The sequence below is a fragment of the Micromonospora sp. L31 genome, from assembly GCF_052068075.1.
GTDB classification, from domain to species: domain Bacteria; phylum Actinomycetota; class Actinomycetes; order Mycobacteriales; family Micromonosporaceae; genus Micromonospora; species Micromonospora purpureochromogenes.
Map to the genome: position 1 here is coordinate 76,337 of NZ_JBQHDC010000001.1, position 16,179 is coordinate 92,515.

Annotated in this window: 13 protein-coding genes; 9 read left to right on the plus strand and 4 right to left on the minus strand. The window is 73.3% G+C overall.

Translation table 11 applies throughout. The features are described 5' to 3' along the window. The first annotated feature begins 123 nt into the window (after positions 1-123). The 5 genes from ACTMS9_RS00385 (at position 124) to ACTMS9_RS00405 (ending at position 8,406) form a co-directional block, all read left to right on the plus strand. A complete protein-coding gene (locus ACTMS9_RS00385; RefSeq protein ID WP_441143584.1) occupies positions 124-1,491 on the plus strand; it encodes an acetyl-CoA carboxylase biotin carboxylase subunit in 1,368 nt (455 codons plus the stop codon). Between the two features lie 145 nt (positions 1,492-1,636). After that, complete coding sequence (locus tag ACTMS9_RS00390) at positions 1,637-2,557, plus strand: hydroxymethylglutaryl-CoA lyase (RefSeq protein WP_441163847.1); 921 nt, start codon at positions 1,637-1,639, stop codon at positions 2,555-2,557. Between the two features lie 183 nt (positions 2,558-2,740). Then, entirely contained in the window at positions 2,741-4,273 is a 1,533-nt protein-coding gene (locus tag ACTMS9_RS00395) for an acyl-CoA carboxylase subunit beta (protein WP_441143582.1), read from the plus strand. 81 nt (positions 4,274-4,354) lie between these two features. After that, positions 4,355-5,509, plus strand: coding sequence for an acyl-CoA dehydrogenase family protein (locus tag ACTMS9_RS00400; RefSeq protein ID WP_441143580.1), 1,155 nt, complete (start codon positions 4,355-4,357; stop codon positions 5,507-5,509). 116 nt (positions 5,510-5,625) lie between these two features. Further along, entirely contained in the window at positions 5,626-8,406 is a 2,781-nt protein-coding gene (locus ACTMS9_RS00405; protein WP_441163848.1) for an ATP-binding protein, read from the plus strand. A gap of 397 nt (positions 8,407-8,803) precedes the next feature. Here ACTMS9_RS00405 and ACTMS9_RS00410 read toward each other — a convergent pair whose 3' ends face one another. Continuing rightward, positions 8,804-9,304, minus strand: coding sequence for a MarR family winged helix-turn-helix transcriptional regulator (locus ACTMS9_RS00410; protein WP_441143577.1), 501 nt, complete (start codon positions 9,302-9,304; stop codon positions 8,804-8,806). A 102-nt stretch (positions 9,305-9,406) separates the two neighbouring features. Here ACTMS9_RS00410 and ACTMS9_RS00415 point away from each other — a divergent pair, with 102 nt between their 5' ends. Beyond that, the gene (locus ACTMS9_RS00415) at positions 9,407-9,985 is read left to right on the plus strand and encodes a YceI family protein (protein WP_441143575.1); all 579 of its coding nucleotides are present in this window, start codon (positions 9,407-9,409) and stop codon (positions 9,983-9,985) included. Between the two features lie 243 nt (positions 9,986-10,228). Continuing rightward, positions 10,229-11,707: a glutamate--cysteine ligase gene (locus tag ACTMS9_RS00420; RefSeq protein ID WP_441143573.1), complete on the plus strand. Its 1,479-nt coding sequence runs from the start codon at positions 10,229-10,231 to the stop codon at positions 11,705-11,707. Positions 11,708-11,824: 117 nt separating this feature from the next. Here the strand turns inward: ACTMS9_RS00420 and ACTMS9_RS00425 are convergent, their stop codons facing one another. Then, positions 11,825-13,210, minus strand: coding sequence for a hypothetical protein (locus tag ACTMS9_RS00425; protein ID WP_441163849.1), 1,386 nt, complete (start codon positions 13,208-13,210; stop codon positions 11,825-11,827). 116 nt (positions 13,211-13,326) lie between these two features. Here ACTMS9_RS00425 and ACTMS9_RS00430 point away from each other — a divergent pair, with 116 nt between their 5' ends. Together ACTMS9_RS00430 and ACTMS9_RS00435 are read left to right on the plus strand one after the other, a co-directional pair. After that, positions 13,327-14,010, plus strand: coding sequence for a PASTA domain-containing protein (locus ACTMS9_RS00430; protein WP_441143570.1), 684 nt, complete (start codon positions 13,327-13,329; stop codon positions 14,008-14,010). A gap of 101 nt (positions 14,011-14,111) precedes the next feature. Next, complete coding sequence (locus tag ACTMS9_RS00435; protein ID WP_441163850.1) at positions 14,112-14,885, plus strand: PASTA domain-containing protein; 774 nt, start codon at positions 14,112-14,114, stop codon at positions 14,883-14,885. 12 nt (positions 14,886-14,897) lie between these two features. Here the strand turns inward: ACTMS9_RS00435 and ACTMS9_RS00440 are convergent, their stop codons facing one another. Then, positions 14,898-15,395 (minus strand): hypothetical protein, encoded by a 498-nt coding sequence (locus ACTMS9_RS00440; protein WP_441143566.1) that lies wholly within the window; start codon positions 15,393-15,395, stop codon positions 14,898-14,900. 102 nt (positions 15,396-15,497) lie between these two features. Beyond that, entirely contained in the window at positions 15,498-15,782 is a 285-nt protein-coding gene (locus tag ACTMS9_RS00445; protein ID WP_357613005.1) for a hypothetical protein, read from the minus strand. Between the last annotated feature and the right edge of the window lie 397 nt (positions 15,783-16,179).

Consider the following 16,179-nt stretch of genomic DNA (forward strand, 5'->3'; position numbering starts at 1 on the left):
ATCCGGCTCAAGCCGACGCAAACTTCTTGATCACCACGCCGGCGGGGGCCGGGCGACTCGTGAGTAACCGGCGGGTCATGGTTACCTGGCACCCGTCCCCACCCCTGGACGTCGGGAGGAAACATGATCGAGTCGCTGCTGGTCGCCAACCGGGGCGAGATCGCCCGCCGGATCATCCGTACCGCCAAGCGGCTCGGTATCCGCGCGATCGCGGTGCACTCGGAGGCCGACGCCGGCCTGCCGTTCGTCACCGAGGCCGACGAGGCGGTCTGCGTCGGCCCGGCCAACCCGGCGCAGAGCTACCGGAACGTCGAGGCGATCCTCGCCGCCGCCAAGTCGACCGGCGCGCAGGCGATCCACCCCGGCTACGGCTTCCTGTCGGAGAACGCGGACTTCGCCCGTACCGTCGAGGCCAGCGGCCTGATCTGGGTCGGGCCCCGCGCGGACGCGATCACCGCGATGGGTGACAAGATCAATGCCCGGAACCTGATGGCGGCGGCCGGTGTTCCGGTCGCGCCCGGCACCACCGACCCGGCGGCCGACCTGGACGCGGCGGTCGCGGCCGCCGCGGAGATCGGCTACCCGGTGATGGTCAAGGCCGCAGCCGGTGGCGGCGGCATGGGCATGGGCGTGGCCACCGACGAGACCGCGCTGCGCACCGAGTACGACAAGGTGCGCTCGTTCGCCGAGCGGATGTTCGGCGACGGCTCGGTGCTGATCGAGCGGTACTTCCCCCGGGTACGCCACGTCGAGGTGCAGATCCTCGGCCTGGCCGACGGCCGGGTGGTGGCGCTGGGCGAGCGGGAGTGCTCGGTGCAGCGGCGCAACCAGAAGCTGGTCGAGGAGTCCCCGTCGCCGGCGGTCTCCCCGGAGCTGCGCGAGCGGTTCCTGGCGGCGGCGGTACGGGCCGGCGAGGCGGTCGGCTACCGCAACGCCGGCACGGTGGAGTGCCTGTTGGTCCCGCGTCAGCGGGACTTCGAGGAGGATGGCGCCGGCTCCGAAGAATTTTTCTTCCTGGAGATGAACACCCGCCTCCAGGTCGAGCACCCGGTGACCGAGCTGGTCTACGGCGTGGACCTGGTGGAGGAGCAGTTGCGGGTGGCGGCCGGCCTGGCGCCGACGTTCGACCCGGACGCGCTCGCCCCGCGCGGGCACGCCATCGAGCTGCGGATCAACGCGGAGGACCCGAAGCGCTTCCTGCCGGGGCCCGGCGCGATCAAGACCTGGGTCGAGCCGACCGGCGAGGGCGTCCGGGTCGACTCCGGCTACATCGAGGGCAACACGGTCACCCCGTTCTACGACAGCCTGATGGCCAAGCTCATCGTCAGCGGCGCCACCCGCGCCGAGGCCATCGAGCGCGCCAAGTCGGCCGTCGCCGCCTTCGACCTGACCGGCCCGAAGAACAACCTCCCCTTCTTCGCCGAACTCCTGGAGAACGAGGAGTTCCTCTCCGGCGACTACGACACCGGCATCGTCTCCCGCATGCGCTGATCCCGCCTGTTCGCGTTGATCATGAGGTTGGCCGGCGGATCCGTCCGTTTCGTCCCGGTCAACCTCATGATCAAGCCCGGCGGAGCGGTGGGTGGGATGCTGGGGGGAACCAGCTCAGCGCTACGTCACAGTGAGGTGACCCCTTATGGCGGAACTGCCGGACTTCGTCTCCATCCGTGAGGTCGGGCCGCGGGACGGGCTCCAGAACGAGGAGCCGATCCCCACCGACGCCAAGGTGCGGCTGCTCGACGCGCTCTCCGGCACCGGCGTCAAGCGGATCGAGGCGGTGTCGTTCGTGCACCCGAAGGCGATCCCGCAGATGGCCGACGCCGACGAGGTGTGGCAGCGCGCCACCCGGGCCGACGGAGTGCGCTACTCGGCCCTGGTGCCCAACACCCGGGGTGCGCAGCGGGCCCTCGCGGCCGGGTTCACCGAGATCGAGGTGGTCGTCTCGGCCAGCGACACGCACAACCGGCGCAACGTCAACCGCTCGACCGAGGAGTCGCTGGACGACATCGCCGAACTGATCGACCTGCTGCACGGGGCCGGCGCCCGGGCCGAGGTGATCGTGGCGACCAGCTTCGGCTGCCCCTACGAGGGCGACGTCGACCCGCAGCGGGTGGCCGGCATCGTCGACCGGGTCGTCCGCGACGGCGCCGACCGGGTCGCGTTCGGCGACACCACCGGCATGGGTACGCCCCGGCGGGTTCGCGAGCTGGTCACCGCCGTACGGGACCGCAACGCGCACATCCCGGTGCTGCTGCACTTCCACAACACCCGGGGCACCGCCCTGGCCAACCTGCTGACCGCGCTGGAGTTGGGCGTCACCGAGTTCGACGCCAGCGTCGGCGGCCTGGGCGGCTGCCCGTACGCCCCGGGAGCCAGCGGCAACCTGGCCACCGAGGAGGCGGTGCACATGCTGCACGACATGGGCATCGACACCGGCATCGACCTGGACGCGCTGATCGAGGCGGCCGAGCTGACCGAGGAGCTGGTCGGCAAGAAGCTCCCCTCCGGCGTCCTGCGCGCCGGTCCCCGCACCCGCCTCACCCCGCTGCCGACCTGACCCGCCCCCCTCCGCCGTGATCAGGAGGTGTGCGCCGCACACCTCCTGATCACCGTGCCTGAGCACCGGCTCGGCCGCCGGTGGCGGGTCGCCGGAGGGTGGTCCGATGCGCTAGCCTAACGATCGTTCAGGTCAGTCGGTCCGCTCACGAGGTGGCCCGGCCCAGGCGGCGAGGGAGTCGGCGTGACGCTCGACGGTGAGGCACTGGAGCAGCTGCGCAAGCGCGCCCGGGCCGGCGGTGCGGACAAGTACCACGCGGCGAACGCCGCCAAGGGCAAGCTCTTCGCCCGTGAGCGGGTCGCGCTCCTGGTCGACGAGGGTTCCTTCGTCGAGGACGGCCTCTACGCGAACGCGATGGCCGACGGGCTGCCCGCCGACGGCGTGGTCACCGGCACCGCCACCATCGACGGCCGGCAGGTCTGCCTGATGGCCAACGACTCGACGGTCAAGGCCGGCAGCTGGGGCGCCCGGACGGTCGAGAAGATCATCCGGATCATCGAGCGGGCCTACTCGACCGGCGTGCCGATGGTCTACCTGGTCGACTCGGCCGGCGCCCGGATCACCGACCAGGTCGACCTGTTCCCGGGTCGGCGCGGTGCCGGCAAGATCTTCTGGAACCAGGTCCGCGCCTCGGGTTCCATCCCGCAGGTCTGCGCGCTGTTCGGGCCGAGCGCGGCCGGCGGGGCGTACATCCCGGCGTTCTGCGACGTGGTGGCCATGGTGGACGGCAACGCCAGCATGTACCTCGGCTCGGACCGGATGGTCGAGATGGTCACCGGCGAGAAGACGACGCTGGAGGCGATGGGCGGCGCCAAGGTGCACTGCGCCGAGTCCGGGGTCGGGCACTTCCTCTGCAAGACCGAGGCCGACGCGCTCGACGTGGTGCGGACCTACCTGTCGTACCTGCCGGCGAACTGGACCCAGCAGCCGCCCGCCGCGCCCGCCAAGCAGGCGTCCGACAAGGTCGACCTGGCCGCGCTGGTCCCGGCCAGCGAGCGGCAGGCCTTCGACATGCGCCGGTACGTCAAGGGCCTGCTCGACGACGGCTCGTTCTTCGAGATCCAGGCGCTCTGGGCCAAGGAGCTGACGATCGGCTTCGGCCGGCTGAACGGCGAGGTCGTCGGCGTGGTCGGCAACAACTCGATGTTCAAGGGCGGGGTGCTCTTCGTCGACTCCGCCGACAAGGCGACCCGGTTCGTGCAGCTCTGCGACGCCTTCAACGTGCCGCTGCTCTTCCTGAGCGACGTCCCCGGCTTCATGGTCGGCAGCGCGGTGGAGAAGCAGGGCATCATCCGGCACGGCGCGAAGATGATCACCGCGATCTCCGAGGCGACCGTGCCGAAGATCTGCGTGGTGGTCCGCAAGGCGTACGGCGCGGGCCTCTACGCGATGGCCGGGCCGGGCTTCGAGCCGGACGCGACCATCGCGCTGCCCACCGCGAAGATCGCGGTGATGGGGGCGGAGGCCGCGGTGAACGCCGTCTACGCCAACAAGATCGCCGCGATCGCCGACGAGACCGAGCGGGCCGCCTTCGTCGCCGCGAAGCGCGAGGAGTACGAGCGGGACATCGACGTCGTCCGGCTCGCCAGCGAACTGGTGGTCGACGCCATCGTCGAGCCGCACGAGCTGCGCGCCGAGCTGGTCCGCCGGTTCGCCGCCGCGCGCACCAAGGACCGGCACTTCTCCCGGCGCCGGCACGGCGTCACCCCGGTCTGACCCCCCGACCCGCACCACCCGACGCGGCGTCACGAGCGCCCGGCGGCCCGTCCACCCAGGACGTCCCACCAGGAGGATCACATGGACTTCCGGCTCAGCGAGGAACAAGAGGCGCTGCGGGAGAGCGTGCGGGAGTTCGCCCGCGAGGTCGTCGCCCCGGTCATCGGCGAGCACTACGAGAAGCACACCTTCCCGTACGAGGTGATCCGCCAGATGGGCAAGATGGGCCTGTTCGGCCTGCCCTTCGGTGAGGAGCACGGCGGCATGGGCGGCGACTACTTCGCGCTCTGCCTCGCCCTGGAGGAGTTGGCCCGGGTCGACTCCAGCGTGGCGATCACCCTGGAGGCCGCGGTCTCCCTCGGCGCGATGCCGATCTACCGGTTCGGCACGGAGGAGCAGAAGGCGACCTGGCTGCCGAAGCTGCTCAGCGGCGAGGCGCTGGCCGGTTTCGGGCTGACCGAGCCGGGCACCGGCTCCGACGCCGGCGGCACCCAGACCCGCGCGGTGCTGGACGAGGCGACGAACGAGTGGGTGATCAACGGCTCGAAGGCGTTCATCACCAACTCGGGGACCGACATCACAGCGCTGGTCACCGTCACCGCGGTCACCGGCACCAAGCCGGACGGCTCGAAGGAGCTGTCGACCATCATCGTGCCGACGGGGACGCCGGGCTTCACGGTGGCGCCGGGCTACTCCAAGGTCGGCTGGACCGCCTCGGACACCCACGAGCTGACTTTCGACGACTGCCGGGTGCCGGCGGCGAACCTGCTCGGTGAGCGGGGTCGGGGCTTCGCGCAGTTCCTGCGCATCCTCGACGAGGGTCGGATCGCCATCGCCGCGCTCGCCGTCGGCCTCGCCCAGGGCTGCGTCGACGAGTCGATCAAGTACGCGAAGGAGCGGCACGCCTTCGGCCAGCCGATCGGCAACTACCAGGCGATCCAGTTCAAGATCGCCGACATGGAGCTGAAGGCGCACACCGCCCGGCTGGCGTACTACGACGCCGCCGCCCGGATGCTGGCCGGTGAGCCGTTCAAGCGGCAGGCGGCGATCGCCAAGCTGCACGCCAGCACGATCGCGGTGGACAACGCCCGCGAGGCCACCCAGATCCACGGCGGCTACGGCTTCATGAACGAGTACCCGGTCGCCCGGTTCTGGCGGGACTCCAAGATCCTGGAGATCGGCGAGGGCACCTCCGAGGTGCAGCGCATGATCATCGCTCGCGACCTGGGCGTCTGATCCGGCCCCCGGCCCCTGCCGCCCCGCCGCACGGCAGGGGCCTGTCGGATTCCGGCGCGTCGGCTGGACGACGCACCCGTGTCGACCGTCGTATCCGGTCCGTACCCTTCGTGGCCATGACACCGGCTCATGATCACCAGCTGGCGCCGGGTGGTCGTACCCCGCTGGCGGAGCTGTTGCGGGGGCATCGGCTCCGGGCCGGTCTCACCCAGGCCGAGCTGGCCCAGCGGGCCGGAATCGGCGTGCGGACCGTCCGTGACCTGGAGCGCGGCCGGTCCAGCCGGCCGCAGCGCACCACCGTGGAGCTGCTCGCCGACGCGCTCGGCCTCACCGACGGGCCGCGCGCCGCCTTCCTCACCACCGCCCGTGGACGGGTCACCGTCCCGGCCGTCGCCGCGGACCCGGGCCGCGCGCCGGCCGCCGGGTCCGCGCCCGGTGAACCCCACCCCGCAGGTACGCCGATCGCGCTGCCGCCCCCGGTCGAGCTGATCGGGCGGGAGCGGGACCTGGCCGACCTCGCCGCGCTGCTCACCACGGGCCACTGGCCGCGGGTGGTGACCCTGGTCGGGCTGGCCGGCGTGGGCAAGACGGCGCTGGCCCTGGCGGTGGCGCACGAGGTCGTCACCGCGTATTCCGGCGGAGTGGCCGGCGTGCTCGTCGGCGAGGGCTCCGACGCCGCCGACGTGCTGGCCGCGATGAGCGCCGTGCTCGGCGCGGCCCGCCTGCCCGACCTGGCCGTCCGGCTGCGCAACCGGCCGGCGTTGCTGCTGGTGGACGCGGCCGAGCGCGCCCCGGACCCGCTGGCCGAGGCGTTGCGGCAGCTCACCGACGCGGTGCCGAGCCTGCGGGTGCTGGTGACCGGGCGGCACCCGGTGGGCGTACCCGGGGAACTGGTCCGTCCGGTGGCGCCGCTGGACGTGCCCCCGGCCGACGTGGTGGACGCCGCCGACCTGGCCCGCTACCCGGCGGCGGCGCTCTTCGCCGCGCGACTCGCCCGGGTCCGCCCCGAGCCGCCCGACCCGCGGGAGCTGCCCGCCCTGGCCGCGCTGGTGCGCCGGCTCGGCGGGCTGCCGCTCGCGATCGAGCTGATGGCGGCCCGGGGCCGCATCCTCGACCTCGACGAACTGCTCGACCGGTACGGCGACCGGGTTCTCGACCTGGCCAGCCCCGACCTGGGTCGACGTGGCTGGGAGGCCGCCGAGCCGGCGGGGTCGGGCCGCGCGCGGACGGCGGTGGCGGTGACCCTGCGCGAGGCGGTGGCCACCAGCTACCGGCTGCTCGCCGCCTCGGAGCGCGCGGCGGTGCGCCGACTCTCCGCGTTCGGCAACCGCTGGTCGGTGGAGCTGGCCGAGGAGCTGCTGGCCGACGAGGTTGACCGGGACGGCGCGGTCGTCGTCGACCCGGTTCCGCTGCTGGACCGGCTGGTGGAGCTGGGGCTGGTCAGCGTCCGGGGGGCCGGTCCGTTCCGGTTCCGGCTGCTCGACGCGGTCCGGGACTTCGCCGTCGAGCGGGCCGCCGGCCTGGGCGAGCTGACCGCGATCCGCCGCCGGCACGCCGTCGTCGTGGCCCGGCTGGTCACCCGGACGGCACCGGATCTGGTCGGGGCGAAACTGCCCGCCGCCGTACGCCAGCTCGACGAGGCGACCAGCGACATCAGCGCCGCCCTGGCGCACGCCGCCACCGACGACCCGCTGACCGCGCTGCGGCTGGCGGCGGCGCTGACCCGCTGGTGGCGGCTGCGGGGGCGGGACGTCTCCGGGCGGCAGTGGCTGCGCCGGCTGCTGGCCGACCCGCGTACCGCCGACGCCGACCCGGTGCTGCGGGCCTGGGCGCTGCTCGGGGTGGCCCGGCTCGCCGCCGAGCACGGCGCGGGGGCGCAGGAGCTGCCGGCGGCCCGCGCCGCGCTCGACGTCTTCGCCGCACACGGCGAGGTCACCGGTGAACTGGAAGCCCGTACGGTGCTCTGCGCGCTGCTCGTCGCCACCGGCGAGCACGACGAGGGGCGCGAGCAGGCGCAGGCGGTGCTGGCGCTGGCCACCCAGCACGGCCGGATCCGCGACATGGCGGTCGCCCAGAACAACCTCACCTGGCACGAGATCCGCCTCGGTGACCTGACCGGCGCCCGGCGGCGGCTGGCCATCGTCGACCGACTGGCCGCCCAGTGCGACGAACGGCGGCTGCGGCTGCTGGCCCGGGCCAACCTGGCCGACGTGGCCCGCCTCCAGGGCCGGTACGCCGAGGCGGTGGAGCAGGGCCGCCGGGTCGCCGGTGCGCTGGCGGACCTGGGCGACCCGGGACACCGTCGTCGGGTGCTCGGCACGGTCGGCCTGGCGCTGGCCGGGGACGGTCGGCTGGACGAGGCCGTCGACGTGCTGGCCGAGCTGCGGGCGGAGGCGCGCCCGGTGCCGCTCCCCGGTCCGGCGGTCCCGGTCGACGGGCCGCCGGCGGTCGCCTCCCCGTCGCGCCGCGACCTGGTCCCGTCCGGATCCGCGCTGCCGGACGGTGTGGTCGCGGCCCGCTCCGGGCCGGTGTCGCCGGGAGCTGTGGTGCCGTCGCCATCCGGGTCGGGCCGGCTCGGGTGGCCGGTGGGGCAGGGGCGCGCGGGCACGGCGGTGGCGACCCCGCAGCCGGAGGAGGGGATCGTCGCCCTGATCGAGGGGACGGTGGCGCTGCACCGGGGCGACCGGGAGCTGGCCGCGGAGTGGTTCGGGGCGGCGGTGGAGGCCGGTGTCGACGGTCAGTACCGCCGGGACGTGGTCGAGGCGTTGGTGGGGTTGGCGGCGAGCACGGGCGACCCGGCCGTGCTGGACCGTCTGGACCGGGCCTGCCGGGAGAGCGGGATCCGCCTACTGCCGTACGAGCAGGATCTGCTTCGCGGGCTCCGGCCGGTCGGCTGAGACCCGGGCTTCGTCCACGCGACCCGGCCCCTGCGCGGCTGGCGAGCGAGGGTTGGCCTGACCACCCGGCGAACGCGAGTGGTCGACGCACTAGCCGCGGGTGTGTTTGCGGATCTCCTCGGTGGCCTCGTCACGGCGGGCGCCGGGTACGCCTGACCGGCGAAGCGATCGCTACCTGGGGCGCGGCAGCGGGGGCGGGGAGGCGCGAGCGAAGAAGCCCCCTGGTGATTCCCCTCGCTCAATCGCTCGCGCCGGCACCCCCCCAGGTGCTCCCCCCGCACTCGACGAAGGCTAGCCACCCCTGGCGTCCGCTTTGCGGGACTTCACTGGGTTGTCCGGGCCGGCGTGGCCAGTTCTGCCGGTGGTTCTGCCGGTAGCGCGAGGCGGGGTGCCGGCGTCAGGCCGCCGGTTCGTTGGCGGGGGCCGGCTCGGTGCTGCCGGCGGTCGCCCCCGGGTGGACGGCGTCCCGCACCCGGCGCAGGCCGTCGAGCATCGCCGCCAGCGCCGCGGGTTCGAGCTGGCCGGTGAACCACTGCTCGATGATCCGCAGGTGACCGGGGAGGGTCTCGTCGAGGCGCTTCAGCCCCGACGGGGTGACCACCGCGTACGAGCTGCGGCGGTCGGACGGGCAGGCACTTCGGCACAGCAGGCCGTCGCGTTCCATCCGGTCCACCACGCGGGTCACCCCGCTGGTCGACAGGGAGGTCTGTGCCGCCAGGTCGGTCATCCGCAGCTGGTGCCCGGGGGACCGGGCGAGCCGCATCAGCACCTCGAACTCGACGGCGGAGAGGCCGTGCTCCTCGTACTGGTCGGCGAACCGGGCCGACAGCCCGGCGTACGCCTCGACGAGGAGGCCGACGGCGGTGATCCGGGGGTCGTCGAACACGTTCTGATTCACCTGGCCATCCTAACAGTGCTTGACACGGGGAATATTGCTGCGACTATAGTTGCTTCGTCAGTCGTTGGGCTTCTAAACAATCTCTTCCCTGGAGGACGCACCATGACCAGCACCGAGTCGGTTACCCGCGACTGGGAGGGCCTCACCGTCCCTACCGCCGGCACCTACCTGCTGGATGCGGCTCACAAGCGGGTCGGGTTCGTCGCCCGGCACATGATGGTCAGCAAGGTACGCGGTGAGTTCGCCGACGCCTCGGCCACCATCACCATCGCCGAGGACCCCATGCAGTCCTCGGTCACCGCCACCATCCAGGCCGCCAGCATCAACACCGCCCAGGCCGACCGGGACGCCCACCTGCGCAGCCCGGAGTTCCTGGACGCCGAGGTCTTCCCGACGCTGGAGTACCGCAGCACCGGTGTGAAGTCCCGGGACGGCAACGAGTTCGTGCTGCTCGGCGAGCTCACCATCAAGGGTGTCACCCGGTCGGTGGAGCTGGACGTCGAGTTCGAGGGCGTCGGCCGCAGCCCGTTCGGCCAGGACATCTTCGGCTTCTCCGCGAGCACCGAGATCGACCGGGAGGACTTCGGTCTGACCTGGAACGTGGCGCTGGAGACCGGCGGCGTGCTGGTCGGCAAGAAGATCAAGATCGAGATCGAGGGTGAGGCCGTCCGCCAGGCATGATCCCTGCGGACCCCACCCGGCGAGGCCCCTGCTCTCCTGAGCAGGGGCCTCGCTCCGTCTCCGGGTGCAAATTGTCACGAATTATTCGTCAGCCGCGCCGGTGCCCGCGGTGGCCGCTGGGTAGAGAGGGCCACAGCGCGTATTCGTTGGGCCACTGGCCCTGGCGAGGTGGCGCTCTTACCGTGGTTGTTCACAACGCGGGCGGGACGACACGGTCCCGCGCGCCTCGCGCCGGGAGGGCACATGGGTAGGGACGTCGAGCAGGGCGCCTTCTCCCGGGAAGACCGGGTCCGCTACCGGCAGAAGGTTCGGCGCAGTCTGGACGTCTTCGCGTTGATGCTGGACGACTTCGGCTTCGACGCGGACCGGCCGATGACCGGCCTGGAGATCGAGCTCAACCTGATGGACTCGGCGGGCGAGCCGGCGATGCGCAACGAGGAGATCCTGGCCGCCATCGCCGACCCGCTCTTCCAGACCGAACTCGGCCAGTTCAACCTCGAACTGAACGCCGCGCCCCGGCTGATCGAGGGCAGCGGGTTCGCCGAGTACGAGGCCGACCTGCGCAGCAGCCTGACCCGCGCCGACGAGCGGGCGGCGAAGTCCGACGCCCGGATCGTCCTGGTCGGCATCCTGCCCACGCTCACCGAGCGGCACCTGGTGGTGGACAACCTCTCCACCAACGAGCGCTACCGGGTGCTCAACGACCAGATCGTCGGCGCCCGGGGCGAGGACATCGAACTGGACATCCGGGGCGTGGAACGGCTCCAGACGCACACCGACTCGATCGCCCCCGAGGCGGCCTGCACCAGCCTCCAGTTCCACCTCCAGGTCGCGCCGGACAGCTTCGCCGACTACTGGAACGCCTCCCAGGCGATCGCCGGCGTCCAGGTCGCGATCGGCGCGAACTCCCCCTTCCTCTACGGGCGGCAGCTCTGGGCCGAGACCCGGATCGCCCTCTTCGAGCAGGCCACCGACACCCGCCCCGACGAACTCAAGGCCCAGGGCGTACGACCCCGGGTGTGGTTCGGCGAGCGCTGGATCACCTCGATCTTCGACCTGTTCGAGGAGAACGTCCGGTACTTCCCGCCGCTGCTGCCGATCTGTGCGGACGAGGACCCGGTGGCGGTGCTGCACGCCGGCGGGGTGCCCCAGCTCTCGGAGCTGCGGCTGCACAACGGCACGGTCTACCGCTGGAACCGGCCGGTCTACGACATCATGGACGGTCGCCCCCACCTGCGGGTGGAGAACCGGGTGCTGCCGGCCGGCCCGACCGTGGTGGACATGCTGGCCAACGCCGCCTTCTACTTCGGGCTGGCCCGCGGGCTGGCCGAGTCGGACCGCCCGATCTGGAGTCAGCTCACCTTCAGCTCGGCCGAGGAGAACTTCCACGCCGCCGCCCGGCGCGGCATGGACGCCGTCCTGCACTGGCCCCGCCTCGGGGACGTGCCGGTGGCCAAGCTGGTCCTCGACACGCTGCTGCCGACGGCGGCGACCGGGCTGGACCGGTTCGGCGTCGACCCGGCCGAGCGGGACCGGCTGCTCGGCGTCATCGAGCAGCGCTGCCGTACCGGCCGCAACGGCGCGGTCTGGCAGACCGAGGCGGTCTGGGCGGCCGAGCGGCACCGGGGCATGGACCGCGAGGCCGCGCTGCACCACATGGCCCGCCGCTACGCCGAACTCCAGCGCAGCAACGAACCCGTCCACACCTGGCCCGTCGACTGACCCAGCCCCTCCTCACCGGGCCTCCCTGGCGCTGCACTTTCCCGGAAGGAGTGGCTGTTCCGCGTTGGATAGCCACTCTTCCGGGAAATTGCGTCGGGTGGGGGCGCGAGTGAGGGGTCAGCGGGGGCGGCGGGACGGGCGGGTCCGGGGGGCGGTGGCGGGTGACGCGTCCGAGGGGTCGACGGTCTCCGGCGTCGGGTCGGGCGCGGTCTCGTCGGTCGAGGTCGTCGACTGCGCCCCGGACTCCCGGACGGGAGGGGTGGCCCGGCCGCGGCGGGCCGGTCGGGTCCGTCCGGTGCCGGTGGCGGGCGAGCCGTCGTCCGGGCGGCCGGTCCCGTCCGGCCGGGTGTCGCCCGGGGCCGGGTCCGTCCCGGCGAGCGGATCGGCGAGCCCTGTCCCGTCCGGTCGGGTGGCGGTCGTGGTCGCCGTGCCGACCGATGGTCGGGTCGCCGTGCCTGATTCCAAGTCGCCCGTCGGGCCGGCGGCCCGACGCGTCGCGCCGGCCCGGCCGAGGGTGTCGAAGGGCTCGCCGGCCGACGCGAGGTCGCCGGCGAATCCGCCGTCGTTCAGGTCGCCGGTGCGCTGTCGGGGCACCATCGCCGGGCGAGCGGCCGCGCGCCGGTCGGCGCGCTGGGCGAGCGCGGCCACCAGCACCGAGCCGGCCGCGCCGACGAGGACCGCGTACGGTGCGACGAAGTGCGCCGAGACCTGCGCGGGGGTGACCTCGGCCAGCCGGGGCACGGCGACGAAGTAGGCGACCGCGACGAGCAGCGGACCCGCCGCACCGGACACGGCCGCGCCGAGCCGACGCTCCGCCACCCGGGCGGTACGCCGCGCGGCCAGCGCGCCGATCAGCAGCGCCGAACCGGCGGCCAGCAGCACCCCCGGCCAGTAGACGTAGTCCCGCAGCCAGAACCGGGCGCTGTCGGTGCTGATCTGCCAGATCCCGAGCTGGGCGCTGGTCAACCCGCGTCCCGCCAGCACCCCGTCCGCGACCGACACCACGGCGAGCAGCCAGATCCAGCCCACCGTGGCGATCACGTTGGTCGCGACGGCCCGCGTGTGCAGCGCCCAGATCGCGGTCAGCAGCCCGACCAGCACGCCGACCGCCGCGTACCCGGCGGCCAGGCTCTGTGGCGAGAAGGTGTCGGGCACGGTCGCCGCCCGGGCGGGCACGGCCACCAGCAGCACCGTGATCAGCGCACCCACCGCGCCGGCCACGGCCAGGGTCAGCCGGCGCAGCGTGCCGCCCGGCGCGGCCTCGCCGTCGTGTCCCCGCTCCTCCAGCCGCTGGGCGCAGACGGCCCCGGCGATGGTGGAGACGGCCGCGATCCAGGTCGCCCAGGCGAGGCTGGCGTACCAGGCGGCGCCGGCAGCGGCGGGCTCGGTCGCTGCCCAGTCGATGACGCCCAGCCCGTAGGCGAAACCCAGTTGTGCCGCACCCACGCCGGCAGCGACGCCGACCGCGGTGGCGACCGATCCTCCCCAGCCCAGTCTGGCCATGCCGGGGAGCGTAGCGTCCCCTGCTCGGCGCGGCGAGCCGTGTGACGACGGGGACGACGTGCGGTGACGGCTTGGCATCGCCCGGTACGGTCGCTGGTGACGAGGCGGAGAGTGCGATGAGCGACGGACACACCCTTCTGGACACTCCACAGCCGGGGCCGCGGGGTCGCGCCCCGCTGCTGATCGGCGGCGGGCTGGCCTTCGTCCTGCTGGCCACCGTGGGTGCGACCGCCGGCTGGGTGCTGGCCGGGCCGGACGAGCCGTCCTCCACCGATCCGCCGGCCGCGGCCGCGTCGACCGCCCTGACCTCGGCACCCGCCCCGACCTCGGCCGCCCCGTCACCGGCGGCGCAGCCGGCGACCGTCGCACCGACGACCCCCCGGACCTCCGCGCCCGCCCCGCCGAGCAAACCCCCCACCGGGTACGTGACCGTCCCCGACCTGGTCGGCGACGGCTTCGAGGGGGTACGCAGCGACCTGCGGGACCGGAAGCTGGGGTGGCGGTTGATCTTCGGCACCGGGTTGGGCGAGAAGGTCGAGCGCCTGGACCCCGCCCCCGGCACCCGGGTCAGCCACGGCACCACCGTCAAGGTGTACGTCGCCGGTCCGGCACCGGAGGCGGAGGTGCCCGATCTGGACGACTACGACTGCGCCGACGCCGCCGCGACGATCGTCGAGCGCGGCTTCTACCCGCGCTATCGCACGGGCCGGGTCGGCAAGGTCCGCTCCCAGGATCCGGAGCCCGACGTGACCCGGCACTGGAACGACGAGGTCGCCATCTCCTGCGGCGGCGAGGAGTAGGCACGGGCGGACGCCGCGCCGATCCCGGCGGCTGGTGATCCCGACCGTTACCGTGGACCGTCGAGGGCCACGACGCCTGCCCCGGTGGGAGAGGACGTGCGATGAGCGACGACCGCCAGGAGCCCGCCGACGACGCGACCCGCCCGCTGCCCTCCGATGACGACCGGACCCGCCCGCAGCCCCGTGCCGGCGACGGACAGCCGCCGGGCACACCCGCACCCTTGGACGCGACTGCCCGGCACGAGCCGTTGGACGCGACCCGGCCGCTGCCCCCGACCGGTGCCGGGGAGCAGACCGTGCCGGCCGCGCCGCCCGTCTGGTCCGGGCGGGCCGGGGTGCCACCGCCGCGTCCGGCCGACTACCGGGAGCCGGTCGAGTGGTACGGCGAGGAGCAGCGTGGACGCCGCTGGTGGATGCCGATCCTGCTGGGCATCCTGGCGCTGCTGCTGCTCGCCGCCCTCGGCACGGGGATCTGGCTGGTGCTGCGGGCGGCCGACGAGCGGGACGAGGAACCCTCGCCGCCGGTGCCGACCAGCGCGCCGGTGACCACGGCTGCGACCACCGCCGCCCCGACCACCGAGGCGCCCAGCACGCCGGCCACCACAGCGGCCGCCCAGATCCCGGTGCCGCCCCTGGTGGGGCTGCCGCGGGCGTCGGCCGAGCGGATCCTGGACCGGCTCGACCTGTCGTACCGGGTGCGGACGCGGGAGTCGTCGGAGCAGCCGCCGGGCACCGTGATCGAGACCAACCCGGAGGCGGGTGAGCTGGTCGACGCCGGTGACCGGGTGACGTTGGTGGTGGCCGCCGCACCGTCGCCGACGGCTTCCCCGACCCGGACGGTCGAGCCGACGCCCGAGGTCACCCCCACCGGCTAGGAGGCTGTCGGCTCACCACATCCGGCGTCGCGTGCCGACCAGTCCCAGCCCGGCCAGGGAGATGGTCAGGCCGAGCAGGCCGGAGTAGAAGAGCGACTGGCTGAGGGCCTGCCGGGCGTCGGCTGTGGACGAGCCGGCCAGGGCCGCCTCGTCGCCGCCGGTGCCGGGCCGGGATCCGGCGCCGCTGGCGGGATCCTCCGAGGCGTTCGCCTCGGGACCCGGTGCGGTGTCGCCGTACCGGTGGTCGTCGGGTGCGGCGAGGTCCGCTGGGTAGTCGGAGTCGTCCTCGTAGCCGGGGTACCCGGCCACGCCGGGAGGTGGTGAGTTCTGCTCGACCACGGTGATCTCGGGAGCAGGAACCGGCTCGGCCAGCCGAGTCGCCGATTCGGCCGGATAGCGCACCACCACCACGAGGGTGGTGACGGCGCCGACCAGCGCCAGCAGCCCGAAGGCGTAACCGATACGGGACCTGTGGTGCCGCCGCGCGGCGGGCATATTGACCATGGCCATCCCAGGTTCAGGGTCCGGGACGCGCGGGGTGGTGAACTTTGCCGGGGTGGGCGTACCGAGTCTATGGCGACGGCACGCCCCCCGACCGGGTAATGGCGGAGGTCAGCCCACCGCCACCGGTGCGCGGTTGATCGTCCGTCGGGTCCGTACGGTGTGCTGGCGCGGCACGGGCGCCGTCTGGAGCTGCCGGAGACCGGCCTCCTGTACGAAGATCGACCGTCGGTTGACCGCGTCCCCCGCCGCGTTCAACTCGTAACCGTCGAGCCAGAGCCAACCGTCGTAGGTGGGCCAGTCGAGCACCCGGATGACCCGGAACGTGATGGGTCGGATGAACTGGACACTCGCCGCGCGAGTCACGTGCAGTACGTCACCGGAGCGGGGAAGCACATGGGCTCCTGGGGAGGATATGGCCGGCGGTGCCGGACCGGAGGGTTGTCGGGGGAAGGGTTTCTGGGCCCGGTGCCGGGGTCGTGCCCCGCCGCCCGGTGGATCGGTGGCGGTGGTCGGGCCGTACCCGCTGGTGGCGGACCGCCACCCGACCATCACCGTGCTGCTCCCGGTTACCGCACCCGCCGCCGCAGCCGTCGGGCGTGCAGCGGCAAGGTCATCACCCCGGGGCAGGTCTCGTCGTCGCAGCTGGACCGGGTCGCCCGGCCGTCGACCCGCCGCCGGTGTCGTCGCCGGACGGGGGAAGCGTGGGGAGACGGTGAGTAACCCGAGCCATACGGACAGAGTGCATCAGCGACGTGCGACATGCAAGTTGCACGTCGACTTTTGCCGATAC